27 protein-coding genes are annotated in these 24,583 nt (G+C 63.9%); 12 read left to right on the top strand and 15 right to left on the bottom strand.

The window, feature by feature from the left end:
* Positions 1 to 11 precede the first annotated feature (11 nt).
* Both ACQ4MM_RS05700 and ACQ4MM_RS05695 read right to left on the bottom strand, forming a co-directional pair.
* Positions 12 to 287: an outer membrane protein assembly factor BamE gene (locus ACQ4MM_RS05700; protein ID WP_431476474.1), complete on the bottom strand. Its 276-nt coding sequence runs from the start codon at positions 285 to 287 to the stop codon at positions 12 to 14.
* Entirely contained in the window at positions 181 to 567 is a 387-nt protein-coding gene (locus ACQ4MM_RS05695; protein WP_431476473.1) for an outer membrane protein assembly factor BamE, read from the bottom strand. Before ACQ4MM_RS05695 ends, ACQ4MM_RS05700 begins: the two co-directional genes overlap by 107 nt.
* Before the next feature lie 82 nt (positions 568 to 649).
* Between ACQ4MM_RS05695 and fur the strand changes: the two genes are divergently transcribed.
* Positions 650 to 1,078, top strand: a complete 429-nt coding sequence (gene fur / locus ACQ4MM_RS05690) for a ferric iron uptake transcriptional regulator (protein ID WP_055934190.1) — start codon at positions 650 to 652, stop codon at positions 1,076 to 1,078.
* Here the strand turns inward: fur and hrcA are convergent, their stop codons facing one another.
* Together hrcA and ACQ4MM_RS05680 are read right to left on the bottom strand one after the other, a co-directional pair.
* The gene (hrcA, locus tag ACQ4MM_RS05685; protein ID WP_431476472.1) at positions 1,079 to 2,095 is read right to left on the bottom strand and encodes a heat-inducible transcriptional repressor HrcA; all 1,017 of its coding nucleotides are present in this window, start codon (positions 2,093 to 2,095) and stop codon (positions 1,079 to 1,081) included. It lies immediately after the preceding gene.
* A gap of 4 nt (positions 2,096 to 2,099) precedes the next feature.
* The gene (locus ACQ4MM_RS05680) at positions 2,100 to 2,795 is read right to left on the bottom strand and encodes an HAD family hydrolase (RefSeq protein ID WP_431476471.1); all 696 of its coding nucleotides are present in this window, start codon (positions 2,793 to 2,795) and stop codon (positions 2,100 to 2,102) included.
* 136 nt (positions 2,796 to 2,931) lie between these two features.
* On the opposite strand from ACQ4MM_RS05680, the gene ACQ4MM_RS05675 reads away from it, so the two are divergent.
* The 4 genes from ACQ4MM_RS05675 (at position 2,932) to ACQ4MM_RS05660 (ending at position 6,668) form a co-directional block, all read left to right on the top strand.
* The gene (locus tag ACQ4MM_RS05675; protein ID WP_431476470.1) at positions 2,932 to 3,537 is read left to right on the top strand and encodes a hypothetical protein; all 606 of its coding nucleotides are present in this window, start codon (positions 2,932 to 2,934) and stop codon (positions 3,535 to 3,537) included.
* Positions 3,538 to 3,549: 12 nt separating this feature from the next.
* On the top strand, positions 3,550 to 4,128 hold the full coding sequence (locus ACQ4MM_RS05670) for a hypothetical protein (RefSeq protein WP_431476469.1): 579 nt from the start codon (positions 3,550 to 3,552) through the stop codon (positions 4,126 to 4,128).
* A gap of 240 nt (positions 4,129 to 4,368) precedes the next feature.
* Complete coding sequence (locus ACQ4MM_RS05665) at positions 4,369 to 5,577, top strand: O-antigen ligase family protein (protein WP_431476468.1); 1,209 nt, start codon at positions 4,369 to 4,371, stop codon at positions 5,575 to 5,577.
* A complete protein-coding gene (locus tag ACQ4MM_RS05660) occupies positions 5,574 to 6,668 on the top strand; it encodes a glycosyltransferase family 4 protein (RefSeq protein ID WP_431476467.1) in 1,095 nt (364 codons plus the stop codon). Before ACQ4MM_RS05665 ends, ACQ4MM_RS05660 begins: the two co-directional genes overlap by 4 nt.
* A 76-nt stretch (positions 6,669 to 6,744) precedes the next feature.
* On the opposite strand, the gene rsmA is transcribed toward ACQ4MM_RS05660, so the two are convergent.
* From rsmA to ACQ4MM_RS05640, 4 genes are read right to left on the bottom strand one after another with little or no spacing between them, the layout of a single operon-like run.
* The gene (rsmA, locus tag ACQ4MM_RS05655) at positions 6,745 to 7,515 is read right to left on the bottom strand and encodes a 16S rRNA (adenine(1518)-N(6)/adenine(1519)-N(6))-dimethyltransferase RsmA (protein WP_431476466.1); all 771 of its coding nucleotides are present in this window, start codon (positions 7,513 to 7,515) and stop codon (positions 6,745 to 6,747) included.
* Between the two features lie 12 nt (positions 7,516 to 7,527).
* Positions 7,528 to 8,577 carry a 4-hydroxythreonine-4-phosphate dehydrogenase PdxA gene (gene pdxA, locus ACQ4MM_RS05650; RefSeq protein ID WP_431476465.1) on the bottom strand — a complete coding sequence of 350 codons (1,050 nt, stop codon included), beginning with the start codon at positions 8,575 to 8,577 and terminating at the stop codon, positions 7,528 to 7,530.
* A 15-nt stretch (positions 8,578 to 8,592) separates the two neighbouring features.
* Positions 8,593 to 9,996 (bottom strand): peptidylprolyl isomerase, encoded by a 1,404-nt coding sequence (locus ACQ4MM_RS05645; protein ID WP_431476464.1) that lies wholly within the window; start codon positions 9,994 to 9,996, stop codon positions 8,593 to 8,595.
* A gap of 26 nt (positions 9,997 to 10,022) precedes the next feature.
* The gene (locus tag ACQ4MM_RS05640; protein ID WP_431476463.1) at positions 10,023 to 12,260 is read right to left on the bottom strand and encodes an LPS-assembly protein LptD; all 2,238 of its coding nucleotides are present in this window, start codon (positions 12,258 to 12,260) and stop codon (positions 10,023 to 10,025) included.
* A 98-nt stretch (positions 12,261 to 12,358) separates the two neighbouring features.
* On the opposite strand from ACQ4MM_RS05640, the gene ACQ4MM_RS05635 reads away from it, so the two are divergent.
* Genes ACQ4MM_RS05635 through ACQ4MM_RS05615 form a run of 5 tightly spaced genes read left to right on the top strand, consistent with a single transcriptional unit; the run spans position 12,359 to position 17,434 of the window.
* Positions 12,359 to 13,411: an aminoglycoside phosphotransferase family protein gene (locus tag ACQ4MM_RS05635; RefSeq protein WP_431476462.1), complete on the top strand. Its 1,053-nt coding sequence runs from the start codon at positions 12,359 to 12,361 to the stop codon at positions 13,409 to 13,411.
* Between the two features lie 10 nt (positions 13,412 to 13,421).
* A complete protein-coding gene (murU, locus tag ACQ4MM_RS05630) occupies positions 13,422 to 14,117 on the top strand; it encodes an N-acetylmuramate alpha-1-phosphate uridylyltransferase MurU (RefSeq protein ID WP_431476461.1) in 696 nt (231 codons plus the stop codon).
* On the top strand, positions 14,114 to 15,430 hold the full coding sequence (gene pepP / locus ACQ4MM_RS05625; RefSeq protein WP_431476460.1) for a Xaa-Pro aminopeptidase: 1,317 nt from the start codon (positions 14,114 to 14,116) through the stop codon (positions 15,428 to 15,430). Before murU ends, pepP begins: the two co-directional genes overlap by 4 nt.
* On the top strand, positions 15,427 to 16,563 hold the full coding sequence (locus ACQ4MM_RS05620; protein ID WP_431476459.1) for a UbiH/UbiF/VisC/COQ6 family ubiquinone biosynthesis hydroxylase: 1,137 nt from the start codon (positions 15,427 to 15,429) through the stop codon (positions 16,561 to 16,563). Before pepP ends, ACQ4MM_RS05620 begins: the two co-directional genes overlap by 4 nt.
* Positions 16,564 to 16,573: 10 nt before the next feature.
* Positions 16,574 to 17,434 carry a TIGR02285 family protein gene (locus tag ACQ4MM_RS05615; protein ID WP_431476458.1) on the top strand — a complete coding sequence of 287 codons (861 nt, stop codon included), beginning with the start codon at positions 16,574 to 16,576 and terminating at the stop codon, positions 17,432 to 17,434.
* 128 nt (positions 17,435 to 17,562) lie between these two features.
* Here the strand turns inward: ACQ4MM_RS05615 and ACQ4MM_RS05610 are convergent, their stop codons facing one another.
* Genes ACQ4MM_RS05610 through ACQ4MM_RS05600 form a run of 3 tightly spaced genes read right to left on the bottom strand, consistent with a single transcriptional unit; the run spans position 17,563 to position 20,558 of the window.
* Entirely contained in the window at positions 17,563 to 19,095 is a 1,533-nt protein-coding gene (locus ACQ4MM_RS05610; protein ID WP_431476457.1) for an NAD(P)(+) transhydrogenase (Re/Si-specific) subunit beta, read from the bottom strand.
* The gene (locus tag ACQ4MM_RS05605) at positions 19,092 to 19,436 is read right to left on the bottom strand and encodes an NAD(P) transhydrogenase subunit alpha (RefSeq protein WP_431476456.1); all 345 of its coding nucleotides are present in this window, start codon (positions 19,434 to 19,436) and stop codon (positions 19,092 to 19,094) included. Before ACQ4MM_RS05605 ends, ACQ4MM_RS05610 begins: the two co-directional genes overlap by 4 nt.
* Positions 19,437 to 19,445: 9 nt before the next feature.
* Complete coding sequence (locus tag ACQ4MM_RS05600) at positions 19,446 to 20,558, bottom strand: Re/Si-specific NAD(P)(+) transhydrogenase subunit alpha (protein WP_431476455.1); 1,113 nt, start codon at positions 20,556 to 20,558, stop codon at positions 19,446 to 19,448.
* Between the two features lie 164 nt (positions 20,559 to 20,722).
* On the opposite strand from ACQ4MM_RS05600, the gene ACQ4MM_RS05595 reads away from it, so the two are divergent.
* Positions 20,723 to 21,205, top strand: a complete 483-nt coding sequence (locus tag ACQ4MM_RS05595) for an NUDIX hydrolase (protein WP_431476454.1) — start codon at positions 20,723 to 20,725, stop codon at positions 21,203 to 21,205.
* A gap of 31 nt (positions 21,206 to 21,236) precedes the next feature.
* Complete coding sequence (gene mnmA / locus ACQ4MM_RS05590) at positions 21,237 to 22,346, top strand: tRNA 2-thiouridine(34) synthase MnmA (RefSeq protein WP_431476453.1); 1,110 nt, start codon at positions 21,237 to 21,239, stop codon at positions 22,344 to 22,346.
* Here the strand turns inward: mnmA and ACQ4MM_RS05585 are convergent.
* From ACQ4MM_RS05585 to ACQ4MM_RS05570, 4 genes are all read right to left on the bottom strand, one after another.
* Positions 22,332 to 22,763 (bottom strand): response regulator, encoded by a 432-nt coding sequence (locus ACQ4MM_RS05585; RefSeq protein ID WP_431476452.1) that lies wholly within the window; start codon positions 22,761 to 22,763, stop codon positions 22,332 to 22,334. The two genes, mnmA and ACQ4MM_RS05585, sit on opposite strands and share 15 nt — an antisense overlap.
* Before the next feature lie 8 nt (positions 22,764 to 22,771).
* Positions 22,772 to 23,551 carry a 5'-3' exonuclease gene (locus ACQ4MM_RS05580; protein WP_431476451.1) on the bottom strand — a complete coding sequence of 260 codons (780 nt, stop codon included), beginning with the start codon at positions 23,549 to 23,551 and terminating at the stop codon, positions 22,772 to 22,774.
* 62 nt (positions 23,552 to 23,613) lie between these two features.
* Positions 23,614 to 24,156, bottom strand: a complete 543-nt coding sequence (locus ACQ4MM_RS05575; RefSeq protein ID WP_431476450.1) for an NADAR family protein — start codon at positions 24,154 to 24,156, stop codon at positions 23,614 to 23,616.
* Positions 24,153 to 24,583, bottom strand: a 431-nt coding sequence (locus tag ACQ4MM_RS05570; RefSeq protein WP_431476449.1) for a TIGR02452 family protein, incomplete at its 5' end; no start/stop codon positions are given. The genes ACQ4MM_RS05575 and ACQ4MM_RS05570, both read right to left, overlap by 4 nt.

Below are 24,583 nucleotides of genomic sequence, written 5' to 3'. Positions count from 1 at the left end.
CTTGCTGTTCCTTAAGGCTGCTTGGTGCCCGATTCCTGCCCGCCCGGCAGCGGCGCCTTGCCCGGCGCCAGGTTGCCCTTGGCATCCTCGGCCTTCTTGAAATCCTTGATCGGGCCGGCGATGCGCGCGATGTATTCCTGTTCGGTCGGCAGGTTGCCGCCCTCGAAGCGCTCCACCTTGTCATCCTTGTCGAAGAACACCACCACGGTGCTGGTGGTCAGCTCGCCATTGCCCTTGGCCAGGCGGAACGGGTAATCCCAGCGCTGGCCGTGGAAGGCGTCCGCCATCAAGCGGCGTGCCGAGCAGGAACTTGACCTGGTCCTTGCTCATGCCGTTCTTCAACTGGCCCAGCATCTCCTGGGACACGAAATTGCCCTGCTGGATGTCGGGCCGGTACGGCGAGAAGAACCAGAAGAACTTCTGGGTCGCGGTGATCTGGGTGGTCTGGGCCCCCTGCGCGGCTTCCACCGGGGCCACGGCGGCCGGCTTGCTGGCGCAGGCCGCCAACAGGGCGGCAGCGGCCAGCGCAGTGCTACGTTGCAACAAAGACAGCAGGGTCAAACGCATAGTATGCATACCTCAATTCCGTGAGCAGAAGTGCCTAAAACGCTATATCATAAAGCACTTCCCGCAACTGACGTTAGCAAACATGAGTAACAGCCCTACCGACCTGAAGGCGTCCGGCCTCAAGGCTACCCTGCCGCGCCTGAAGATCCTCGATATTTTCCAGAGCAGCCCCGTGCGCCATTTGACGGCGGAGGACGTGTACAAGCTGCTGCTGGCCGAGAATATGGACGTCGGCCTGGCCACCGTGTACCGCGTGCTGACCCAGTTCGAGCAGGCCGGCCTGCTCAACCGCAACCATTTCGAGAGCGGCAAGGCGATTTTCGAGCTCAACGAAGGCTCGCACCACGACCACCTGGTCTGCCTCGATTGCGGCCGGGTGGAAGAATTCGTCGATGAAGAGATTGAAAAGCGCCAGCAAAGCATCGCCGCCGAGCGCGGCTTCAAGATCGCCGAGCACGCGCTGGCCATCTACGGCACTTGCACCAAGGACAAGTGCCCGCACCGCCACTGATCAATGGTTGCTGAGCGCGTTTGACAGCAGGCGCGAGGTGATATCGACAATCGGGATGACCCGCTCGTAAGCCATGCGAGTCGGCCCGATCACCCCCAGCGTGCCGACGATCTTGCCATTCACCTCATACGGCGCGGTCACCACGCTCATTTCTTCCAACGGCACCAGCTGCGACTCGCCGCCGATGAAAATCTGCACGCCGGACGCCTTGGACGAGACGTCCAGCAGCTGCATCAGGCCGGTCTTCTGCTCGAACAGGTCGAACATGGCGCGCAGCGAACTCATATCGGAGGACAGCTCGGCCACCGACAGCAAGTTGCGCTCGCCGGCAATCACCATGTCGTCGGCCGATTCGGCCATCGCCTCGCTGCCCGCCTCCACCGCCGCCTGCATCAGGCGCCCCATATCGTCGCGCAGCTGGCGCAGCTCGTGCTGCAGGCGCCCGCGCACGTCCTCGAACGACAGCCCGGAATAGTGCTGGTTGATGAAATTGGCCGACTGCTGCAACTGGGCCGGGGTGTAATCGACGTCGGTCAGCAGGATGCGGTTTTGCACGTCGCCGCCGGGCGAGACAATCACCAGCAGCAAGCGCTTCTCGCCCAGGCGCAGGAATTCGATCTGCTGGAACACCGACTCGTGGCGCGGCGCCAGCACCACGCCGGCAAACTGGGTCAGCGAGGACAGCATCTGGGCCGCATTGGCAATCAGCTTTTGCGGCTGCGGCGAAGCCACCTGCAAGCCGGCCTGCACCGCGCGTTCGTCGATGTGCTGCACCGTCAGCAGGGTGTCGACAAAGATGCGGTAGCCGCGCGGGGTCGGCACCCGGCCCGCCGAGGTATGCGGGCTGGCCACATAGCCCTGCTCTTCCAGGTCGGCCATCACGTTGCGGATGGTGGCCGGCGACAATTCCAGCCCGGACCATTTGGACAGGGCGCGCGAGCCCACCGGCTGGCCGTCGGCGATGTAACGCTCGACCAGGGCTTTGAGCAGGGTTTGGGCACGGATATCGAGATGCATAGGTCTATTCTGCCAACTGTTGTTCCAGCCACGCAAGCAGTTCATCGAGCGTGGCGCACATTGCCTCCGGCTGCGCGGCGCCGTCCGGCAGCGCGGCGCCGCGCCGGTTCATCCAGACCGCCCGCATGCCGGCCGCCTGCGCCCCCGCCACGTCCAGCGCCAGGTCGTCGCCCACGTACACCGCATCGTGCGGCGCCACGCCCAGCGCCTGGCAGGCGGCGCGGAAAATGTCCGGCGCCGGCTTGGCCGCGCCGAAATGGGCGGCCGCCAGCGAGACCTCGAAATGGTGGGCCAGGCCGATCACTTCCAGGTCGGCATTGCCATTGGAAATCGTGCCCAGTTGCACATGCTGGCGCAGCTTGAGCAAGCCCGGCAGCACATCGTCATACGGCGTCACCGCATTGCGCGCGGCGAAGAAGTGCGCCATGGCGCCGTCGACGTGGGCCGCATCCTCGCCGGCCGCGGCAAAGGCCGCGTGCAGGCCGGCGCGGCGCAGCCGGCCCAGGTCGATCAGCAGTTCGGGCTGGGCCGCCGCCAAGGCGGCGCGCTGCGCGCGCAAGGCCTCGATCGACCACTGCGCCGCCACTTTCGGCGCATGCGCCGCCAGCCAGGCGTGCAGCGTGACTTCGGCCTCGGCAATCACGGGCGCAATCGGCCACAGGGTGTCGTCCAGGTCGAACAGGATGGCTTTCGGCTTCATGGGCGCATTGTACCGCGCCGCGGTTGCAAGCTGTTACAAGGGAAAAGCTGGTCAAATCGGCTAAAGAAGTGGCAAATGCACTAAAATAGGCGCCGATTTGTCCGCGCAAGGCGCGCCACCGACTGGAGAATGTGGAATGAAGAGTAAGTATCTGTCTGCCGCCGCCGCGCTGCTGTGCGTCGCCGGACTGGCCGCCTGTGGCGGCAAGGGCTCTGGCAGCTTGAACCTGGGCGTCCAGGTATTCGGCATCGACCGCGCAGGGCTGGTGCTGCAGAACAATGGCGGCGACGACCTGACCATCACCGGCACCGGCAACGCCCTGTATTACTTCAAGACCCTGATGGCGCCCGACTCGCAGTTCAACGTGACGATCAAGACCGCGCCGGATTATGTCACGTGCAAACTGGCCAACAATACCGGCAAGATCAATTACTACACCTACCAGCAGACCAGCGTGACCTGCACCCCGGACGCGTTCACCCTGGGCGGCACCGTGAGCGGCCTGAGCGGCAGCGGCCTGGTGCTGGCCAATGGCGCCCAGACCCTGGGCGTGACCGCCGACGGTGCCTGGCAATTCGCCACCCCGATTGGCAACGGCAGCGTGTACGGCGTGACCGTACTGACCCAGCCGGCCAATCAGACCTGCACTGTGACGGGCGGCGGCAACAATCTGGGCGCGGGCACCATGCCGACTTCGGCAGTCACCACCGTGCTGGTTACCTGCGTCACCAAAGCTAGCTAAGAAAGAATCCCGATGAAAGCAAAATTTATTGCCGCGGCCCTGCTGGCCGCAGCCCTGGCCGCCTGCGGCGGCAAAGCCAGTTTCACCCTCGGCGGCAGCATTAGCGGCCTGGCCAACCAGGGCCTGATTCTGCAAAACAATGGCGGCAACGACCTGCCAGTCAACGCCGGCGCCACCAGCTTCAGCTTCCCGAACGGCATCAGCTACGGCACCGAATACAAGGTCAGCATCAAGCAACAGCCCGACCACATGACCTGCGCCTTCCTGGGCGGCACCGAAGTGGGCTCGGCCGGCCACACCACCAGCATCAATATCGTGCTCAGCTGCAGCCAGAACGCCTATACCGTGGGCGGCACCGTGGAAGGCTTGACCGGCGGCGACCTGGTACTGGTCAACGGCAGCGCCACCGGCAGCTTCACGGTCACCAAGGGCGCCACCAGCTTCACCGTGCCAGGCACCATCCCGGTCGGCACCGCCTACGGCGTCACCGTGCTGACGCAACCGGCAGGCCAGACTTGCAGCGTGTCCAACGGCAGTGGTGTGATGGGCGATGCGCCGCGCACCAATATCGTGGTGAAATGCACGCCGTGATATAAGCAGGAGGAATGACTGGGATTACCAAAATAAATTGGATCAATATGCGGCGACGCAGCATAATTACTCCCGTCTCCTCCACTTCTTAACAGAAATGGATTCAGCCCGCTCCCTGAGCGGGCTTTTTTTTATCCAAGGCGCCCGCTGCCTCTGCCGTGCCAGTCTTGATGAGCGCGATATTTGTAAGCTATAGTCGCCTACTGTTTCAAGATCCAAGCGGCATTGCCGGAAAACTTTATGACCTCAGACGGCGACCAGGGCCAACCGCTAAAACTGCTGCATGCAACACAAGTTGCCTACACGGCAGCATTCTTCTTCCTTCCGCTCTCCAAGGCATTCCTGTTTATCTTGCTGGCGGTCGCCTTCATGCTGTTTGTCGCGGGCGGCGGCTTTGCCAGGGCGCTGCGCGCCTGGCGCAGCCTGCCATGGACCGTGCCGGCGGCCATCCTGGCCGCCTTGCCCGTGTTGTCGATGCTGGTGCATCCGAGCAGCGCCAAACCGGTGGTGCACGCCGAGTCCAGCTACTACTGGATCATTGCGGTGATGACCTTCCTGGCCGCCAGCCAGCTGCGCATCCTGCCCTGGCTGCGCGCGCTGCTGGCCGGCACCCTGGTCGGCTTCCTGTATGCCGTGCTGCCCTACAAAGGCTGGTGGCCGCTCGATCCACCGTCGCTGATTGCCAATTACATCCTGCATTCCCAATTCCTGGCGATCGGCGTGGTGTTGCTCTCGATCCTGTATAAACATGAAACCAGCAAGCGCATCCGCCTGGCCTACGCGGTCGGCATGGTGCTGTTCTTCGCCGGCCTGAGCTCCGGCATGGGGCGCACCGGCATGTGGGTGGTGCTGGTCTTGCTGCCTTTCATCATCACCAACCTGTTTACCAAGCAGAACCGGGCCAAGGCGGCCCTGCTGTGCGTGCTCGCCTGCGCTGCGCTGCTGATGGCTCCCACGGTGCAAAAAAGGATCAAGGACGCCGCCAGCGATATGCAGCTGCTGCAGCAGAACGTCACGCAAACCTCGCTTGGCTATCGCCTGGAGATGTGGAAGACCGCCTGGGGCGTATTCCGTGCCCATCCGCTGGTGGGCGGCGGCCCGGCCGGCTTTGAAGCGGCCTGGACCAGCCAGCCGAGAGGCGCCGAAGGCAAGGCATTCGTCGAGCCGCACAATGCCTTCCTGTTCTACGCCTCCTTTTACGGGATCTTCGGGCTGCTGGCCCTGCTCTGGCTGTATGCGGCCGTATTCTGGACCGGATGGCAGCGCCGCCATTCCTTCGAGGGCGGCGTGGTGCTGGCCTTTGCCCTGATGCTGATCCTGTTCAGCTTTACCAATACCGTCTTCATGGGTTCTGTCAGCCGTGCCTGGGTGATGCTGTTCCTCGGCCTGCAAGGCGCCCTGTTGGCCCAGCTGCCCCCGGCGCGCAACCTGAAGGCGAGTCCCGCTTGAAGCCCCAGACACCCCACCTGCTATTCATCTGCCCCACCGTAGCCGCCTACATCGGCGGCACCGAAACGGTGGTCAGCCAGCTCTGCCAACGGCTCAAGGAGCAGGCCCGGATTACGCTGTTAAGCGGCGACCCCGGCAACGGGCAGCAGCGCCTGTTCGACCTCGAAGGCGTTGAGTTGCAGACCTTGCCTTTCGTCGCCCGCGACTCGCGGCTGAACCACGTGCTGAGCAAGATCCTGATGACCAGCCGTTTCAAGATCGAGAGCTACAGCTTTTTCAGGTCGCTCAAGCAATCGGGCATCGACTTGTCGCGCTACGACTACATCGTGACTTTCTATGAAGCCGACGCCTACCTGCTGTCCAAGCGCTACCCCGCGCTGCGCCAGCGCTTGCGCCATTTCCTGCCGGGGGTATCGATGCGCGGATTCTTCCGCCAGGTCGCGCCCAAGGATGTGTTTTACCTGGGCTACCGGGCGGCCGAAAAAACCAAGCGCAAATGGGGCCTCGACATCCAGTCGCTGCCGCTCGGCGTCGACGATGGCTTCTTCCCCGCCAGCCCGCCGCCCTACCCCAGCGACAAGCGCCTGCTGTACATCGGCCGCCTGGACGGCAGCAAGAATGTGGACTGGCTGGCCGACTTCTTCATGCAAAGCGGCCTGGCGCAACAAGGTTACCACCTCGATATCGTGGGCGATGGCCCGCTGCTGGAAAGCCTGCTGGCCAAGTACGGCAGGTCGCCCCATGTGACATTCCACGGCCGCCAGCGGCAAGAGCAAGTGGTCAGCCTGTTGCGGCAAGCCTTGCTGCTGCTGCATCCGACCGATCTCGAGAGTTTTGGCCTGACGATCCTGGAAGGGATGGCCGCCGGGATCCCGGTGCTGACGCACGAACTCGACAGCATCAAGATCTGGGCCAAGGACCATCCACGCTACCCGGCGCACCTGGACGCCGCCGCCTGGCGCAGCGAGATCGTGAAATTCGAGCAAGCCGCCTACTGGTGCGAGGTCAGCGCCAGCAGCCTGGAATATGCCAAATCCTTCACCTGGGACCGCGTCGCCAGCCAGGTCCTGCAACTGATCACCAAGCACTAACTTGAAAGTCGGGGTCAGCTCCGGCAATCGGACATTCGCGCAGCGAATGTCCGATTGCCGGAGCTGACCCCGACTTTCAAACTGGCAGGTTGGCCAGCGCCACGTAGGCTGCCACCGGCACGGCTTCCGGCCGGTCTTGCGGGTTGATGCCGGCCGCCACCAGTTGCGCTTCGGTGAACATGCCGGCCACGCAGTTGCGGATCACCTTGCGGCGTTGCGAGAAGGCTTTCTGCACCACCGCTTCCAGGCGCGCCTGGTCGCAGGCCAGCGGCTGCTCGATCGGGATCATGCGCACGATGGCCGAATCGACTTTCGGCGGCGGGTCGAAGGCGTCCGGCGGCACCACGAACAGCATGGCCATGCGGTAGCGCCATTGCAGCATCACCGACAGCCGGCTGTATGCCTTGGTGCCCGGTTCGGCCACCATGCGCTCCACCACTTCCTTTTGCAGCATGAAATGCTGGTCTTGCACCACGGGCGCGAATTCGGCCAGGTGGAACAGCAGCGGCGACGAGATGTTGTAAGGCAGGTTGCCCACCACGCGCAGCTTCTTCCCTTGCGGTACCGGGATGTAGCCAAAGTCGAACTTCAGCGCATCGCCGGCGTGGATGGTGAGCTTGTCGCGCGGGTAGCGCTTCTCCAGGCGCGCCACCAGGTCGCGGTCCAGTTCCACCACGTGCATATGCGGCAGCGACTTGAGCAGCAGGTCGGTCATGGCGGCCAGGCCGGGGCCGATTTCCACCATGGTGTCGCCGGCGGCCGGCGCGATGGAGTCGATGATGTCGCCGAGGACGCGGTCGTCCTGCAGGAAGTTCTGGCCGAAGCGTTTGCGGGCAATGTGTTTCATATTCAGTCTTTCTTATTGGCTGGCCTGGGCCATCTGCAGCGCCGCTTCCAGCGCAGCCTGCATGCTGGAACAGTCGGCGCGTCCCAGGCCTTGCGCGGCCAGGTCGAGCGCGGTGCCGTGGTCGACCGACGTGCGGATCAGCGGCAGGCCGAGCGTGATGTTGACGCCGTGGCCGAAGGTGGCGTACTTCAGCACCGGCAGGCCCTGATCGTGGTACATGGCCAGCACGCAGTCCGCGTCTTTCAGGTATTTGTGCTGGAACAGGGTGTCGGCCGGATACGGGCCGCGCGCATCGATGCCGCGCGCGCGCGCCGCTTCCAGGGCCGGTGTGATGGTGTCGATTTCTTCGCGGCCCAGGTAGCCGTTTTCGCCGGCATGCGGGTTCAGGCCGGCCACCAGGATGCGCGGGGCGGCGATGCCGAACTTGCTGCGCAGGTCGGCCTGGATGATGTCCAGCGTCTGCGCCAGGCTCTGTTGCGTGAGCGCGGCGCTGACTTCTTTCAGCGGCAGGTGGGTGGTCGCCAACGCTACCCGCAGCGGCATGCCGTCGGCGTCGCCCGCCAGCAGCATCACCACGCGGGCGGTGCCGGTCTGCTCGGCAAAGTACTCGGTGTGGCCGGAGAACGGCACGCCGGCATCGTTGATGGTGGATTTTTGCACCGGCGCCGTGGCGACGGCTTCGAACCAGCCGGCGCGGATGCCTTCAATCGCGGCGTCCAGCGTGGCAAGCACGTAGCGCCCGTTTTCCTTGTCCAGCACGCCCGGCTGTACGTGGGCGCCCAGCGGGATGTCCAGCGCGCACAGGCGGTCGGCGCCGAAATGCGGCAGGCCGGCGTTGCGCGCCGCCATGGTGGAAATGGCGCTGACGCGGATCTCCGGATCGATGGCCGACGCGGTCATTGCCAGGAAGGCGGCATCGCCCACCAGCACCGCATTGACCTGGTGCCGCATGGCCCATGCCGCGCGGATGGCGATTTCCGGCCCGATGCCGGCCGGCTCGCCGGTGGTGATAGCAACGACGGGGCGCACACCCTGGCGCCGCGCTTGCAGTTTGGCGCTCATGGTCGGCCCGCCTGCTTATTTCAGCGATTCGTCGCGGAATTCGACGTAGGCGCGGTCGCGCACCTGGCGCTGCCAGTCTTCCACCGCTTCCACCAGCTTGCGCTCGCGCAGGGCATTGCGCGCGGCGGCGCGCTGCTTCTCTTTCGAGACGTCGTCCGATTTACGCTCCAGCACTTCGATCAGGTGGTAGCCGAAGGAGGTCTCCACCGGATCGGATACCTGGCCCAGTTTCAGGCCGTTCATGGCCTGTTCGAATTCCGGCACCGTGTCGCCCGGGTACAGCCAGCCCATGTCGCCGCCCTTGCTGGCGCTGCTGTCGTTGGAGAACAGGCGCGCCAGTTCCTCGAACTTGGCGGCCTTGTTGTCCAGGCGCTCCTTCAGTTCCAGCAGCTTGCGCTTGGCGTCGGCCGCGCTCATGGTCGGCGTCACCTTCAGCAGGATGTGGCGGGCGTGGGTCTGCTGCACGGTCTCCTGCGCGGCCGCATCGGCCATGCTGCGCTTGTCGACCAGTTTCAGGATGTGGAAGCCGGCCGCACTCTTGATGATCGCGCTGTTCTGGCCGGGTTTCAGCTTGTTCAGCGCCTCGGCGAAGATCGGCGGCAGGGCGCTGCCCGGGCGCCAGCCCACGGCGCCGCCCTGCAGCGCGTCGGAAGCGTCCGAGTAGGTGGCGGCCATCTTGGCGAAGTCGGCGCCGGTGCGCAGCTGGCGCAGCACTTCCTCGGCGCGCTTCTGGCGCTGGCCGATCACGTCCGGCGAAGCGTTTTCCGGGATGCGCACCATGATCTGCGAGATGTTCAGCTCGAACTGTTCGGATGCCGCCGCTTTCTCGGCAGCGATGAAGTTGTCCACTTCCGCTTCGGCGATATTGATCTTGTTGTCGACCTCATATTCGCGCAGGCGCTGCATCACGATCTCTTCGCGGATCTCTTCGCGGAAGGAGGCGAAGGTGGTGCCATCTTTCTCCATCTGGTTGCGCAGTTGCTGCACCGTCATCTTCTGCTGCTCGGCGATGCGGGCGATGGCGCGGTCGAGCATATTGTCGTCGACCCGCACTCCCATTTCCTTGGCCAGCTGGAGCTGGGCGCGCTCCACGATCATGCGCTCGAGCACCTGCTTGCGCAGTTCGCCGGCGTCAGGCAGCGCCAGCTTCTGCTGCTGCATGCGCGCCACGATGGTGGCCACGCGTTCGTTCAGTTCGCGCTGGGTGATCACTTCGTCGTTGACGATAACGGCAATCGCGTCGATCGGCGCATTGGCCGATTGGGCCGGCGGCGTGAAGCCCTTCGATGGCGCCGCCTTGGCGGCAGCCGGTGCTGCCGGCTTGGCACTCTTGGCGTCCTGCGCCAGGGCCGGGACGGCAAGGGAAGCACACAGCAAGGCAACAACTAGTTTGATCGGGTGCATATCTGAGGCGCTCATGTATCAGTGTTGAGGAAATCGAAAGCTTAACGCACGCCTTCATTGACGCGGCGATAGCCGGGGATGCTGTTCTTCAGCACCTCCAGCGGGTTGCCGAAACCGAGCTTGGACAAGCCGTTCAACTCCAGCTGGAAGAAGAACTGGGTGGAATTTTTCTTGGCGGTGGTGACGAAGCGCTGCGCGCCCATGCGGAATACCCAGCAATCGCAGTTGTATTCCAGCCCCACCACGCTTTCCAGCATCTTGTGTTCACGCAGCGAGTACGACATGCGGCCCACGCCGAACCACTTGTCCGAGATCGGCCACTGGGCCGACAGGTCGGCATTCTTGAAGCTGTCACGCACATAGCGGTAGCCCGCGTTGAGCACCTTGTAGGTGCCAGGCGTGTACTGCAGCGACATATTCGAGGTGGTGACCTTGCTGGTGCTCGGGTTGTACTGCACCAGGCTGTCGATGCCCCAGGAATTGGAGATGCGGCCGGTGGCCGCCAGCAGCATGTCGGAACGGGTGCTGTTGACCGGCGTCGAATTGTCGATCTGCACCCGCTGGTCGGCGAAGTAGAAACGCTGGCCGAACGCCAGGCGCAGGCGCTCCGCGCCACTCGACTCCAGGAAGCGCGACACCACCGCCGCCGTCACCTGGTTGGCGTCGCCGATGCGGTCGGAGCCGACAAAACGGTTCTCGCTGAAAATCTGCGAGAAGTTGAAGGTGGCCGGCGCGGTGTCGAAGTTCGGGAACTGGTCCTGCTTGCGGTACGGCGTGTAGACGTAGAACAGGCGCGGCTCCAGGGTCTGGGTCAGCTGCTTGCCGCCGAACTTGGCGTCGCGCTCGAACACCAGGCCCGAATCGAGCGAGAAAGTCGGCACCGCGCGCTGCAGCGAGCGCGATGGATCCGTGCCGAATTCGTCAAGCTGGTAGGCGCTGGCGTTCAGCATCACTTTCGGCGTCACGAAATAGGAGGCGCCGATGATCGGGTAGCTGACCTGCGGCACCACCACCATGCGGTTGCCCTTGATCAGGTCCGGGTGCCAGAAGCGGGTCAGCTCCGAATCGAGCTGCCAGTCGAACCCGCCGACGTCATAGCGCGCTGCATGCAGGTTGATGGCCGGCAGGCGGTCGTAAGGACGCGAGACGAACAACGACGGGTCGGCCGGCCAGCCCGGATCCTGCAGCACGTGGTATTTCTGGGCACGCGCAGTCAGGCTCCAGTACTCGCCGCCGTAGTCGGTGCGCAGCTCCTTGAGCAACTGCCGCTCGGCCGACGAGGAAACGGTCTTGGAGAAGTCGTTCGGGTAGTTGTTGTCCGACGCGGCGCGCAGGTTCCAGCCATAGGTCCAGTCCTTGGCCAGGTTTTGCGTGTGCACGGTATGCAGCTGCCAGCGGTCGCGGTTGGCTTCCTTGTCGTTCGGCAGGTACTCCAGCAGGGTCCTGCCCTCGTAGTAGTTGCCGGCGTCGGTTTCGCCGATATAGCGTGCCACCGCGCCCAGTTGCAGGCCACGGCGCGAAATATAGCGCGGGTACAGCGTCAGGTCGCGGTTGGGCGCGATATTGAAGTAGTACGGCACCAACAGTTCCGCCCCGCCGCGCGAGGAGTAGGACGGGGTCGGCGGCAGCCAGCCGGAGCGGCGCGCGCCCGACAGCGAGAACGACATCGCCGGCGTCCCCAGGATCGGCACGTCCTTGAAGTAGATCAGGGTGGCGCCGGCCGTGCCGACGTCGCGGCCCTGGTCCAGGTTCAGCGAGCGCGCCTTGACGTACCAGTCCGGGTTCGGACCCTGGCAGGTGCTGTAGGTGCCGTCCACCACCTGGGCTTCGTCGTCGTTCAGGAAGTTGATGCGCTGCGCCTTGCCCTGGGCGTTGTTGGTTTCGAGCTGGTAGGTCGGCTGCAGCGCATAGCCGCGTGCCGTTTCCATGTTCAGCTTCAGTTCATCGGCGGTGTAATAGTCGCCGAAACGCCAGAGACGCACATTGCCCTTGGCCTCCAGTTCCTGCTCCACCTGCTGGAAGCTGGCCGAATCGGCGGTGACGCGGGTCTTGTCGTGCACCACTTCCACGTCGCGCAGCAGGCGCAGGTCGCGCTCCGGGCGGCCGGACATGTCTTCGGCGCGCACGGTGGTCGGTGCGTTCTTGTCTTCCACGTGCGGCGGACGTTTGGCGGCGGGATGCGACTGCGCATGGGCAGACATCGCCGTGGTGGCGGCGGCAATGGCGGTCAAGGCGAACGCCCAGCGCTTGGAGTTGGGGGGTGCCAGGAACCGGGTCATGGGTGGGGCGCTTGAAACACCATAAAGGCGATTTTTTAATGTGAATCCCTTATTATATGGGAATCTTTACCACTCACTGGATTTCGCAGGCTGCTTTAATGTCTTTATTATCTAATTCACCATCCCCAGCCGCCGATCCACGCCTTGCCGAGCTCACCGAATGGCTGCAAGCTACCGGCCTGGTGGATACCGCCTCGGCACGCCCGGCGTCCGAGGACGCCAGTTTCCGCCGCTACTTCCGCGTCGACGTGCTGCCGCAGCACCGCGCCGCCCACGGCGCCACCCTGGTTGCCATGGACGCCCCGCCGCAGCGCGAGAACGTGCCGGCTTACGTGAAAGTCCAGGGCTTGCTGGAAGCGGCCGGCGTCTCGGTGCCGAAAATCGCCGCCGAAAACCTGGAGCAGGGCTTCCTGCTGCTGTCCGACCTGGGCAGCACCACCTACCTGCAGGCGCTGGACCACGATTCGGCCGCCACCCTGTACGCCGAAGCGTTGTCGTCCCTGGTCAAGATCCAGCAGGCCAGCCAGCCCGGCGTGCTGCCGGAATTCGACCGCGCCTTCATGCTGCGCGAACTGACTATCTTCCCTGAGTGGTACATCGGCAAGCACCTGGCCACCACCCTCAACGAAAAACAGCAGCAGGAACTGGACCAAGTGTTCGAGGCGATCCTGGCCAACTGCCTGGCCCAGCCCCAGGTCTTCATGCACCGCGACTACCACTCGCGCAACCTGATGTGGATGGACCAGGGTAATCCCGGCATCCTCGACTTCCAGGACGCGGTATGGGGCCCGATCACCTACGATTGCGCCTCGCTGCTGCGCGACGCTTACATATCGTGGGACGAGGAACTGGTGCTGGACTGGCTGATCCGCTACTGGCAGCATGCGCGCAGCGCCGGCCTGCCGGTGAAGAAGGACTTCGATGAGTTCTACAAGGACTTCGAGTACATGGCCTTGCAGCGCCACCTGAAGATCCTCGGCATCTTCTGCCGCCTGAACTACCGCGACGGCAAGCCGCACTACCTGGGCGACCTGCCGACGGTGATGGATTACGTGCGCAAGACCGCCAACCGCTACCGCGACCTCAAGCCGCTGATCAAGCTGCTCGATACGCTGGAAGGCGCCGCGCCGCAAGTCGGCTACACGTTCTGAGGGGCGCCGCATGAAAGCCATGATCCTCGCCGCCGGCCGCGGCGAACGCATGCGGCCCCTGACCGACACCTGCCCCAAGCCGCTGCTGACAGTGCGCGGCCGGCCGCTGATCGTCTGGCACATCCTGAACCTGGTGCGCGCCGGGATCACGGAGATCGTCATCAACCACGCCCACCTCGGCCACATGATCGAGGCAGCGCTGGGCGACGGCGCGCAGTTCGGCGCAAAAATCCGCTACTCGCCGGAAGCGGAAGCGCTGGAAACGGCAGGCGGCGTGGCCAACGCCCTGCACCTGCTGGGCGAGGAGCCGTTCCTGGTGCTGTCGGGCGACATCTACTGCCCGCATTTCGATTTCTCCGAAGCGCTCGACGTGCTGAAGGACAAAGACCACCGCGGCGATCCGTATCCCGCCCACGTGCGCGACATTGCCTGGATCTGGCTGACGCCGAATCCATGGCACAACCCGGAAGGCGACTTCGCGCTCAAGCTGTACACCGTTTCCGGCCAGGGTTCGCCGAAATGGAACTTCGCCAATATCGGCGTGTACCGCCCCGAAATGTTCGCCGGCATCACGCCTGGCCAGAAGGCCGGCCTGGGCAAGCTGCTGTTCGAGTTTGCCGACCAGGGCCGCATCGGCGGCGAGATCTATCAGGACCAATGGGTCAACGTCGGCACCGTACGCCAACTGGAAGACCTGAACGCATGAAACCATACGCCGACCGCCGCGCGCGCCTGCTGGCCCAGATGGAAGCGGGCAGCGTGGCGGTGATCGGCACCGCGCCCGAAGCGACGCGCAATGCCGACACCGAATACCCCTACCGCCACGACAGTTCGTTCTACTACCTGAGCGGCTTCAGCGAGCCGGAGTCGGTGCTGGTGCTGGTGGCGCCGCGCGGCGACGCCGCCGCGCAATCGATCCTGTTCTGCCGCGAGAAGCACCTGCAATCGGAGATCTGGGACGGCTACCGCTATGGCCCCGATGCCGCGCGCGAAGCATTCGGCTTCGACTCGGCCTTCCCGATCGATGCGCTTGATGAACACATGGTGCGCCTGCTGTCCAACGCCGGCGCCCTGTACGCCCCGCTGGCACGCGGCGGCGAACAGCAGCAGCGGCGCTGGTTCGACGGCGTGCGCAGGCTCGCGCGCAGCGGCACCAGCGCGCCGCCCGTGCTGCGCGACCTGCCGCCACTGGTCGACGAGATGCGCCTGTTCAAGGACCAGCACGAAAGCGCCATCATGCTGCGCGCCGGCGAAATTTCCGCTGGCGCCCATGCCCGCGCCATGCGCTTTGCCGGCAGCCACGGCGCCGGCACTGTCGAATACGAGCTGGAAGCCGAGCTGCTGCACGAATTCCGCCGCCACGGCGCCCAGTTCCCGGCCTACACGCCGATCGTCGCTTCCGGCCCCAACGCCTGCGTCCTGCACTACAACGCCAACAACCGCCGCACCCGGGACGGCGACCTGGTGCTGATCGATGCCGGCTGCGAGCTTGACGGCTACGCCGCCGACATCACCCGCACCTTCCCGGTCAACGGCCGTTTCAGCCCGGCCCAGCGCGAACTGTACGAGCTGGTGCTGGCCGCGCAGCAGGCCGCCTTCGATGCCATCAAGCCGGGCCGCAAATACCACGACGCCCACGACGCCGCCGTGCAGGTGCTGGCGCAGGGCATGCTGGACTTCGGCCTGCTGCATGGCACGCTGGACGAAGTGCTGGCAGAGAAGAAATACACGCAGTTCTACATGCACGGCACCGGCCACTGGATCGGCATGGACGTGCACGACGTCGGCCTGTACCGGGACGTGGCGCGCGAAGACAAGCCATCGCGCCTGCTGCAAGCCGGCATGGCGATGACGGTGGAACCAGGCATCTACGTGCGCCCGGCCGAAGGCGTGCCGGAAAAATACTGGAACATCGGCATCCGCATCGAGGACGACGTGATCGTCCGCGATAACGGCTTCCAACTGTTGACGGGCGGCGCGCCCAAGACGGTGGCCGAGATTGAAGCTTTGATGAAATGATTGATTACGATATCGCCATTTGCGGCGCCGGCCCGGCCGGCATGGCGCTTGCGGCACTGCTGGTGAAACGCGGCGTGGACGCCGCCCGCATCGTACTGGTGGACGCCAAGCCTCTGGAACAAGCCATGCAGGACCCGCGCACCCTGGCCCTGTCCTACGGCAGCCGCCAGATCCTGGAGCAGGTCGGCGCCTGGCCGATCCATGCCACCGCCATCCACGAAATCCACGTCTCGCGGCGCGGCCAGTTCGGCCGCAGCATGATCACGCGCGACGAACACGGGCTGCCGGCGCTCGGCTACGTCACGCGATACGGCGCCATCGTCGAAGCGCTGGGCAATGCCTGCAAGCGCCTCGGCATCGCCGAGCTGCGCCCGGTGCGCGTCACCGGCAGCGACGAAGCGGCCGACAGCGTCACGCTGCACCTCGAAAGCGAAGGCCGGTTTGCGCGCGTGTTGCGCGCCGCCGTGGTGGTGCAGGCCGAGGGCGGCCTGTTCGGCGAGCAGGCCGACAAAGCCGAAACACGCGACTACCGGCAAACCGCCATCATCGCCCAGGTACACACCAGTGCCCCGATAGCGCACCGCGCCTACGAACGCTTCACCAACGAAGGCCCGCTGGCCCTGCTGCCGCAGGACGACGGCTATTCGCTGGTCTGGTGCGCCAGCCCGGCCAGCGCGCAAGCCATCCTGGCACTGGACGATGCCGCCTTCCTCGCCAAGCTCGGCGAAACCTTTGGCGAGCGCCTGGGCAAGTTCACGCAAGCCACGCGCCGCCTGGCCTTCCCGCTCGGACTGAACGCCGGCGTCACCGGCAGCGCACGCAGCGTGGCCATCGGCAATGCCGCGCAAACCCTGCACCCGGTGGCGGGACAGGGCCTCAACCTGGGCCTGCGCGACGCCACCGAACTGGCACGCGCCCTGGCACGCGGCGCCACGCCGCAAGCACTGGAGCAATACGCCGTCCAGCGCCGCCAGGACCGCCAGCTGACCGTGCGCCTGACCGATACCATGGCCCGCATCTTCGCCAGCGAATCGATGCTGCAGCCCCTGCTCGGCCTGGGCCTGGCTGCCATCGACGTCGCCGCCCCGGCCCGCGCCGTGCTGGCAGAACTGATGATGTACGGCCGCCGCTAAAGGAAAATCAATGTGCCGCCTCGCCTGCGCCCTGCTTACCGCCCTGCTGGCGCCGGCCGCGCAGGCACGCGACACGATGACCTGGCTCATGCCCGACATCCCGCCCGCCTCAATGCCGGTGGACGGCAAGCCCACCACCGGCATTGCCGACCAGATCGTGCTGTATCTGAGCGCTCACTGGCCCGCGGTGGAACACCGCTTCATCTACGCCAATCCCAAGCGCACCTGGCTGATGGTGGAGCGCGGTGAGCGTGCCTGCGTCGTGGCCGCCCTGCGCAACGCAGAACGCGACAAGCTGGCTTACTTCGTCAACACCAACCTGGTGCCCCCGCTGCAACTGGTGGCGCAGGAAAATACCGTGCCACGGCTACCACTGAACGCCCATGGCGAAGTCGATATGGAAAAATTATTGGCCGATCCCGCCTTGCGCGGCATCATCGTGGAGCGCCGCAGCTACGGTGCCGCGGTCGACTTACTGCTGGCAAAGCGGCCCGCCACGTCAAGGCTGGAGACCACCTCGGTCGGCGACTACGGCCGCAATGTGCTGAAGCTGGTTTCGCATGGCCGCGCCGACTACACGCTCGACTACGACTACGCCCTGCAATACGCCAGCCGTACCGAGCCCGATATCGGCGCATTGAAAACGGTGCCGATCGCGCAAAACAACAAGCCCATGCTGGGCGGCATCGCCTGCCCGCGCAACGCCTGGGGCATGGCGACGGTGAAGCGCATCGACCAGATCGTCGGCACTGCGGAAGGCGCCGCCGCCATGATCAAAGCGCAGAACAGCTGGCACACCCAAGCCTCGCAGCAACGCTACGCCGTCCAGATCAACGAATTCCAGCGCCAGCGCGCCAAACCTACCCACTAGGATACGGAAGAGCCCGTGTCACACCATGGGGTCACACCCCAAGTGTGACACGAGCTCGGCTGTTGCAAAGCAGAGCCCGTGTCCCGATTCGGGTGTGACCCCAAGGTGTGACACCGGCTGGGCCGTGGTTACTCGACGGCTTTGACCATGTCTTCCAACACTTTCTTGGCGTCGCCAAACACCATCATGGTCTTGTCCATGTAGAACAGCTCGTTGTCCAGGCCTGCATAGCCGGACGCCATCGAGCGTTTGTTGACGATGATGGTCTTGGCCTTGTAGGCCTCGAGGATCGGCATGCCGGCGATCGGCGATTTCGGATCCTTCGCCGCCGGATTCACCACGTCGTTCGCGCCCAGCACCAGTACCACGTCGGCTTGCGCGAATTCGCTGTTGATGTCTTCCATCTCGAACACCTGGTCATATGGCACTTCGGCTTCCGCCAGCAGCACGTTCATATGGCCCGGCATACGGCCTGCGACCGGGTGGATCGCGTACTTTACCGTCACGCCGTGATGGCCCAGCTTCTCGACCAGTTCTTTCAGCGCGTGCTGGGCGCGTGCCACCGCCAGGCCGTAGCCGGGAACGATGATCACGGTTTCCGCATTCTGCATCAGGAATACGGCGTCGTCGGAGGAACCCGATTTCACATTGCGCTGGGCCTGTGCGCCGCCGGCCGCTGCCGCGGAAGTGTCGCCGCCGAAGCCGCCCAGGATCACGTTGAAGAACGATCGGTTCATCGCCTTGCACATGATGTAGGACAGGATCGCGCCCGAGGAACCCACCAGCGAACCGGCAATGATCAGCATCGAGTTATTGAGCGAGAAGCCGATACCCGCCGCTGCCCAGCCGGAGTAGGAGTTCAGCATCGAAACCACTACCGGCATGTCGGCGCCGCCGATCGGGATGATGATCAGCACGCCCAGCACGAAGGCAACCGCCGTCATTACCAGGAACGGGGTCCAGGCCGGCTCGTTGCCGCCGCTGAACACGAACACCAGGCCCAGGCCGACCATGACCAGCGCCAGCACCAGGTTCAGTATGTGCTGGCCGCCGAACACCACCGGTGCGCCCTGGAACAGGCGGAACTTGTACTTGCCTGCCAGCTTGCCGAACGCGATCACCGAACCGCTGAAGGTGATCGCGCCGACAAAGGTGCCGATGAACAGCTCGATGCGGTTACCGACCGGCAGTGCCTGGCCGCGTGCCACGATGCCGAAGGCGTGCGGTTCGGACACTGCGGCGATAGCGATGCAGACTGCCGCCATGCCGATCAGCGAGTGCATTGCCGCCACCAGCTCCGGCATCTTGGTCATCTCGACGCGCTTGGCGAGGAAGGCGCCGATGCCTCCGCCCACCAGCACGCCCAGCGCCACCAGGCCGAGGCCCAGGCCGCCCGAGCCGGAACGCGCATGCACGTCCATGCCGAAGGCGCGCGCCGCGGCGGCTACCGCTTCCGCCGCGTGGTTCGCTTCGGCCGCGTCGGCCTTCAAGCGCATGATCAGCGCGATGGTGGTCACGGCGGCAATCGCCATGCCGGCCATGCCGAAGGCATTGCCCTTGCGTGCCGTTGCCGGCGACGACAACCCTTTCAGCGCCTGGATGAAGCAGACAGACGCGATCAGGTACATCATCGTGACAAGGTTCATGGTGATGAAGCTCATGCCTTGGCCTCCTTCTCGGTGGCCGAAGCCGCAGCACCAGCCGCAGGCGCCTTTTTTTCCTTCTTCTTGAACATCTCCAGCATGCGCTGGGTGACCAGGAAGCCACCGAACACATTGACCGCGGCCAGCGCCACGGCGACCGTGCCCATGATTTGTCCAACCAGGCCTTCGGTCAGCGCTGCCGCCAGCATGGCGCCCACGATGATGATGGCCGATACAGCATTAGTTACCGCCATCAGCGGCGTATGCAGCGCCGGTGTGACGGTCCAGACCACGTGGTAACCGACATACACGGCCAGCACGAAGATGATCAGGTTGATGATGGTGTGACTGACTTCCATTCCCGCCTCCTATTTCCGCAACTGCTCGCCGCCGTGGCAGACCAGCGTTGCTTTGATGATTTCGTCCTCGCGGTCGATGACCAGCTTGTCTTCTTTATCAAAGACCAGCTTGAGGAAGTCGAGCACGTTGCGCGCATACAGGGCGGAGGCATCCGCCGCCACGTGGCAGGCCAGGTTCGGCTCGCCGACGATATGCACGCCATGCTTGACGACCGTTTTGCCCAGTTCGGACAAGGGGCAATTGCCGCCCTGCTCCACCGCCAGGTCGACGATGACGGAGCCGGGCTTCATGGCCTTCACGGTTTCTTCGGAGATCAGCACCGGCGCCGGGCGACCCGGGATCAGTGCCGTGGAAATGATGATGTCGGCCTGCCTGGCGCGTTCATGCACCAGCTCCGCCTGGCGTTTCATCCATTCAGGCGGCATCGGGCGCGCATAGCCGCCGACACCCTTCGCGATTTCGCGCTCTTCGTCGGTCAGGTAAGGCACGTCGATGAATTTTGCGCCGAGCGACTCCACCTGCTCTTTCACGGGCGGACGCACGTCGGACGCTTCGATCACGGCGCCCAGGCGCTTGGCTGTGGCAATTGCTTGCAGGCCGGCCACGCCGACGCCCATGATCAGCACACGGGCAGCTTTCACGGTACCCGCTGCGGTCATCAGCATGGGCATGAAACGCTGGTAGGTATTCGCGCCAACCATCACGGCCTTGTAGCCCGCGATATTGGCCTGGGAGGACAGTACGTCCATCGACTGCGCGCGCGTGATACGCGGCACAGCTTCCAATGCAAACGCGGACAGGCCGGAAGCCGCCATGGCCGCAATGTTTTCCCCGTCAAAGGGATTCAGCATGCCGACCAGCACGGCGCCCGATTTCATCTGGGACCGTTCGTCGGCGTTCGGGGCGCGTACCTTCAGTACCATTTCCGCGCCCAGTGCTTCTGCGGCGGTGCCAATCGTGGCGCCGGCAGCGGCATATGCTTCATCCGTCACCGAAGCTGCAATGCCGGCTCCCGCCTGCACTACCACCTGGTGTTTGACAGCCAGTTTCTTGACCGTCTCGGGCGTTGCCGCCACCCTGGTCTCCCCCGGCCTTGACTCGGCCGGTACGCCAATCTTCATAATGCCTCCAATAGTGGGAAAAACTGACTAAAATCTAACATGAAATGTTCTACAACCAACATTACCTGTGCCGAATTGTTGCAATGCACAAGCTTTTCACACCGTGGCAACAACGAACCGGCGAGATCAGGCTACAATGTCGGGTCTTCTGAGGATGGACTAACATGCCGCGCACCTGGAAACCGAATGTCACAGTCGCTGCCGTCATAGAGCGCGACGGGAAGTTTCTTCTGATTGAAGAAGAAACCAGTGACGGCATTCGCCTGAACCAGCCGGCCGGCCACCTCGATCCCCTGGAGTCGCTGGAACAGGCGGTGGTGCGCGAAACCCTCGAAGAAACCGCCTACGATTTCACCCCGACCGCCCTGGTAGGCATGTATATGTCGCGCTACCGCTCGGCGCGTACCGGCCAGTTGGTCACCTTCCTGCGCTTTGCCTTCTGCGGCGAGGTCGGTAGCTACTATCCGGAACGGCCGCTGGATGAAGGTATCCTGCGTACGCATTGGATGACGCGCGATGAAATCGCGGCCTGCCGGGAACGCCACCGCAGCCCCCTGCTGCTGACCTGCGTGGATGAGTATTTGGCTGGCAAGCGCGCTCCGCTGGAAATCCTGCACACCCACGTGTCGGTATTCGAGGAAGTCTGAAGACTTCCTCTAAGTTTGGACGATTTACAACATGAGCAAGAAAAAAGTGGTCATCGGCATGTCCGGTGGCGTTGATTCTTCCGTTTCCGCTTGGTTACTGAAAGAGCAAGGCTATGAAGTCGTCGGCCTGTTCATGAAGAACTGGGAAGACGACGACGATTCCGAATTCTGTTCCTCCCGCCAGGACTGGATCGACGCGGCCAGCGTGGCCGACGTGGTGGGCGTGGACATTGAAGCGGTCAACTTCGCCGCCGAATACAAAGACCGCGTGTTCGCGGAATTCCTGCGCGAATACCAGGCCGGCCGCACCCCCAACCCGGACGTTTTGTGCAATGCGGAGATCAAGTTCAAGGCCTTCCTCGACCACGCCATGCAGCTGGGCGCGGACCTGATCGCCACCGGCCACTATGCGCGCGTGCGCCACAACACCGCGACCGGCCGCCACGAACTGCTGAAAGCCGTCGACCACACCAAGGACCAGAGCTACTTCCTGCACCGCCTGAACCAGGCGCAGTTGTCGAATACCCTGTTCCCACTGGGAGAAATCCCGAAAACGGAAGTGCGCAAGATTGCAGAGAAACTGCAGCTGCCGAATGCCGCCAAAAAGGATTCCACCGGCATCTGCTTCATCGGCGAGCGCCCGTTCCGCGAATTCCTGAACCGCTACCTGTCCTACCAGGCCGGCCCGATCAAGACGCCGGACGGCAAGGTGGTGGGCGAGCACGTGGGCCTGTCCTTCTACACCCTGGGCCAGCGCAAGGGCATCGGCATCGGCGGCGTGAAGACTTACCAGAACGCCGACGGTTCGTCGGACGCCTGGTACGTGGCGCGCAAGGACGTTGAAAACAATACGCTGTGGGTGGTGCAGGGCCACGACCATCCGTGGCTGCTGTCGGAAGCGCTGCACGCCGCCCAGGCCAGCTGGGTTGCCGGCGTGGCGCCGGAAGCGGGCCGCATCAGCGCCAAGACCCGCTACCGCCAGGCCGACGTGCCGTGCGACGTTGCCGCCAACGGCGACAGCGAGTTCGCGCTGAAATTCATGGATGCCCAGTGGGCGGTCACCCCGGGCCAGTCGGCCGTGCTGTACGACGGCGACGTTTGCCTGGGCGGCGGCATCATCAACGGCTCAAACTTCGTCTGATCCCTCGGCCGGGCCGGCGCCTTGCGCGTCGGCCTGCGCCTTCTGCTGCCGCTTCACCGCCGCGATGATGGTGTTGCGGATGGTCTTCAATACCGTACCGCCATTGAACGGCTTCACGATATAGCCGTTGATGCCCATGGTATGGGCTTTCTGGATCGTGGCCTGGTCGAATTCCGACGACACCATGAAGATCATGGCTTTCGGCCAATCCTTGCGCATGGCCAGCATGGATGGCTCATCAGCCTCGATGCAGTCGCGCGCGACGCAGATGATCTGGGGCTGGTGTTTGATCAGCAGCACATTGCCTGCCAGGCAAGTATGCGCCTGGCCGACCACGTCGTAGCCGCCGTCGATCAGCACTGTATTGAGCAGGCCGCGTGCAATGGCGCTGCTGTCGATAAGAACCGCTTTTAACATCAGGAGGGTTAACGGTGGTCCCAGGCCAGCATATTCCAGCTCACGCCGATCCGGACGTCCGTTTTTAGTTGGACCAATTGACGAGAAAGATACAACATCTCGCGCTCTTTTCGTAGGCTTTCGCCGACTTTGTCCTTCAGGATGCCTGCGCCGGCCATGATTGCGTCCAGAGTGCCGTAAGTTCGCAACAGTTTAGCCGCGGTTTTTACGCCCACGTTGGAGACGCCGGGGATGGAATCGGTTTCGTCGCCCATCAGTGCCAGCAGGTCCGGCAGCATGCCGGGCGTGACGCCCCACTTCTGCTCGACCCAGGCGCGGTCATGCCATTCGGATTTGAAATGGTCCCAGATGCGGGCGCCTTCGGCGATCAGGCAGTGCAGGTCCTTGTCGGTCGTGGCCACCACGGCCTCGCCGCGGTTTTCACTGAGCCAGCGGGTGACCACGGTGCCGATCACGTCGTCGGCTTCCACGTCGGGGATGGCGATCGGGCACATGCCGATATTGGTGAGCTGCATGTAGAACTGGGGCAGCGCTTCGCGCAGCACTTCGGGCATCGGCTGGCGGCCTTCGCGGTAACCCTGGTACAAGGTGTGGCGCCAGGTGGTACCGCCGTAATCGAAGGCCGGCAGGATGTGGGTGGGCTCGTGGCCGTTGACCAGGCGCTGGAACGCGCTGAACGCATGGCGCATCGCTATCTCGGCTTTGAGGTCGGAGTCCGGCTCCGGACTGGCCTCATACACACGCCGCACGATATTCAAACCATCAATGGCCAACAATCTTCCCGTCATGCCGCCATTTTACCGCACAGCTACTTGGTCCCGGCCATTGCTTTTGGCCGCTGCCAGTGATCTTACTTGAGGCGTGAACGCACTTCCATCAGGGCAAAGCCGAGCAGGTTCATGCCCGTCCATTCGGATGGGTTTTCGGCATACGGCGAATCGGCGGCAAAGCCGCTGCCCCACACGAAATCAACTGGGCTTGCCTCCACCAGCACCTGTTCTCCAGTGGCGAGCAGAAACTTGCGCAAAGGAGGATTCTGGGAAAACTTCGCATGGTTGGCCTTGACCACAATGTCCCAGCGGTTCTCCGCCCAAACCTCTTCATCGAAGCCTTCCACTGTGCGGCCGGCAGCTTTCGCCACAGAAGGGTTGGGCGAGCGCAGGATGCGCTCCAGCGCAGCCGCATCGCCGAACAGGCGAGCCTTCCCTGCCATCATGAAGTGCTCGGCAGTCGGGTAGCGCGTGCCATCGATGACAAACCCGGCCTCGAACCATTGGCTGAAGCACGACTTTGTAACAGCGCCGTTCTTGGCAGGCCTATGCCCCCAGAACAGCAGCATCTCGGGCTGTCCATGATCTTGAATGTGCTGGCACAACTCGACGACATTTCTCATTTCGATTCCTCTCCAGTGAACAGCGCTTCAAAGGCGGCGACCGATGCCCCCTTTCGGTCAAGCACGGCAAAGACCACGTGCTCAAACGCGTTGCGGTATTTGGGGTTGCGCAGCAAATGCTGGGCGAACCAAGCTGCCATGTCCGATGGCTTATTGCCGAATACACCGCACCCCCAGGCGCCAAGCACCAGCGCCGTATGACCGTGGTGAACGGCAAGTGCCAGCAGCATTTCGATACGCGCCAGCATGGCCGCTTCGAGCTCGCCGAGACGCTCAGGTTCGTTGCGTGCGACTGCGCCGCGATTGACGGCCGGCGCAGTGACCATCGAGGCGAGATACGGTTCGTCCAGCAGGCCGTAATCGTCATCGCGGAATACCGGCACCTTGGGCGAATAGATCATGTCGTCCAGGTAGATGCACGACTTGT

Source organism: Massilia eburnea (genome assembly GCF_050709955.1).
GTDB lineage: Bacteria > Pseudomonadota > Gammaproteobacteria > Burkholderiales > Burkholderiaceae_D > Rugamonas > Rugamonas eburnea_A.
This window is presented reverse-complemented; position numbering and strand designations above follow the sequence as displayed.

Coding starts and splice junctions, on each gene's coding strand:
- ACQ4MM_RS05605 (WP_431476456.1), bottom strand. CDS start 19,436: ATGGAAGTCAGTCACACCATCATCAACCTGATCATCTTCGTGCTGGCC.
- ACQ4MM_RS05600 (WP_431476455.1), bottom strand. CDS start 20,558: ATGAAGATTGGCGTACCGGCCGAGTCAAGGCCGGGGGAGACCAGGGTG.
- ACQ4MM_RS05700 (WP_431476474.1), bottom strand. CDS start 287: ATGGCGGACGCCTTCCACGGCCAGCGCTGGGATTACCCGTTCCGCCTG.
- ACQ4MM_RS05610 (WP_431476457.1), bottom strand. CDS start 19,095: ATGAGCTTCATCACCATGAACCTTGTCACGATGATGTACCTGATCGCG.
- ACQ4MM_RS05695 (WP_431476473.1), bottom strand. CDS start 567: ATGCGTTTGACCCTGCTGTCTTTGTTGCAACGTAGCACTGCGCTGGCC.
- ACQ4MM_RS05665 (WP_431476468.1), top strand. CDS start 4,369: ATGACCTCAGACGGCGACCAGGGCCAACCGCTAAAACTGCTGCATGCA.
- ACQ4MM_RS05620 (WP_431476459.1), top strand. CDS start 15,427: ATGATTGATTACGATATCGCCATTTGCGGCGCCGGCCCGGCCGGCATG.
- rsmA (WP_431476466.1), bottom strand. CDS start 7,515: ATGAAACACATTGCCCGCAAACGCTTCGGCCAGAACTTCCTGCAGGAC.
- pepP (WP_431476460.1), top strand. CDS start 14,114: ATGAAACCATACGCCGACCGCCGCGCGCGCCTGCTGGCCCAGATGGAA.
- ACQ4MM_RS05595 (WP_431476454.1), top strand. CDS start 20,723: ATGCCGCGCACCTGGAAACCGAATGTCACAGTCGCTGCCGTCATAGAG.
- ACQ4MM_RS05680 (WP_431476471.1), bottom strand. CDS start 2,795: ATGAAGCCGAAAGCCATCCTGTTCGACCTGGACGACACCCTGTGGCCG.
- ACQ4MM_RS05635 (WP_431476462.1), top strand. CDS start 12,359: ATGTCTTTATTATCTAATTCACCATCCCCAGCCGCCGATCCACGCCTT.
- ACQ4MM_RS05670 (WP_431476469.1), top strand. CDS start 3,550: ATGAAAGCAAAATTTATTGCCGCGGCCCTGCTGGCCGCAGCCCTGGCC.
- ACQ4MM_RS05645 (WP_431476464.1), bottom strand. CDS start 9,996: ATGAGCGCCTCAGATATGCACCCGATCAAACTAGTTGTTGCCTTGCTG.
- ACQ4MM_RS05640 (WP_431476463.1), bottom strand. CDS start 12,260: ATGACCCGGTTCCTGGCACCCCCCAACTCCAAGCGCTGGGCGTTCGCC.
- ACQ4MM_RS05585 (WP_431476452.1), bottom strand. CDS start 22,763: ATGTTAAAAGCGGTTCTTATCGACAGCAGCGCCATTGCACGCGGCCTG.
- hrcA (WP_431476472.1), bottom strand. CDS start 2,095: ATGCATCTCGATATCCGTGCCCAAACCCTGCTCAAAGCCCTGGTCGAG.
- fur (WP_055934190.1), top strand. CDS start 650: ATGAGTAACAGCCCTACCGACCTGAAGGCGTCCGGCCTCAAGGCTACC.
- ACQ4MM_RS05675 (WP_431476470.1), top strand. CDS start 2,932: ATGAAGAGTAAGTATCTGTCTGCCGCCGCCGCGCTGCTGTGCGTCGCC.
- ACQ4MM_RS05575 (WP_431476450.1), bottom strand. CDS start 24,156: ATGAGAAATGTCGTCGAGTTGTGCCAGCACATTCAAGATCATGGACAG.
- murU (WP_431476461.1), top strand. CDS start 13,422: ATGAAAGCCATGATCCTCGCCGCCGGCCGCGGCGAACGCATGCGGCCC.
- mnmA (WP_431476453.1), top strand. CDS start 21,237: ATGAGCAAGAAAAAAGTGGTCATCGGCATGTCCGGTGGCGTTGATTCT.
- ACQ4MM_RS05615 (WP_431476458.1), top strand. CDS start 16,574: ATGTGCCGCCTCGCCTGCGCCCTGCTTACCGCCCTGCTGGCGCCGGCC.
- ACQ4MM_RS05580 (WP_431476451.1), bottom strand. CDS start 23,551: ATGACGGGAAGATTGTTGGCCATTGATGGTTTGAATATCGTGCGGCGT.
- pdxA (WP_431476465.1), bottom strand. CDS start 8,577: ATGAGCGCCAAACTGCAAGCGCGGCGCCAGGGTGTGCGCCCCGTCGTT.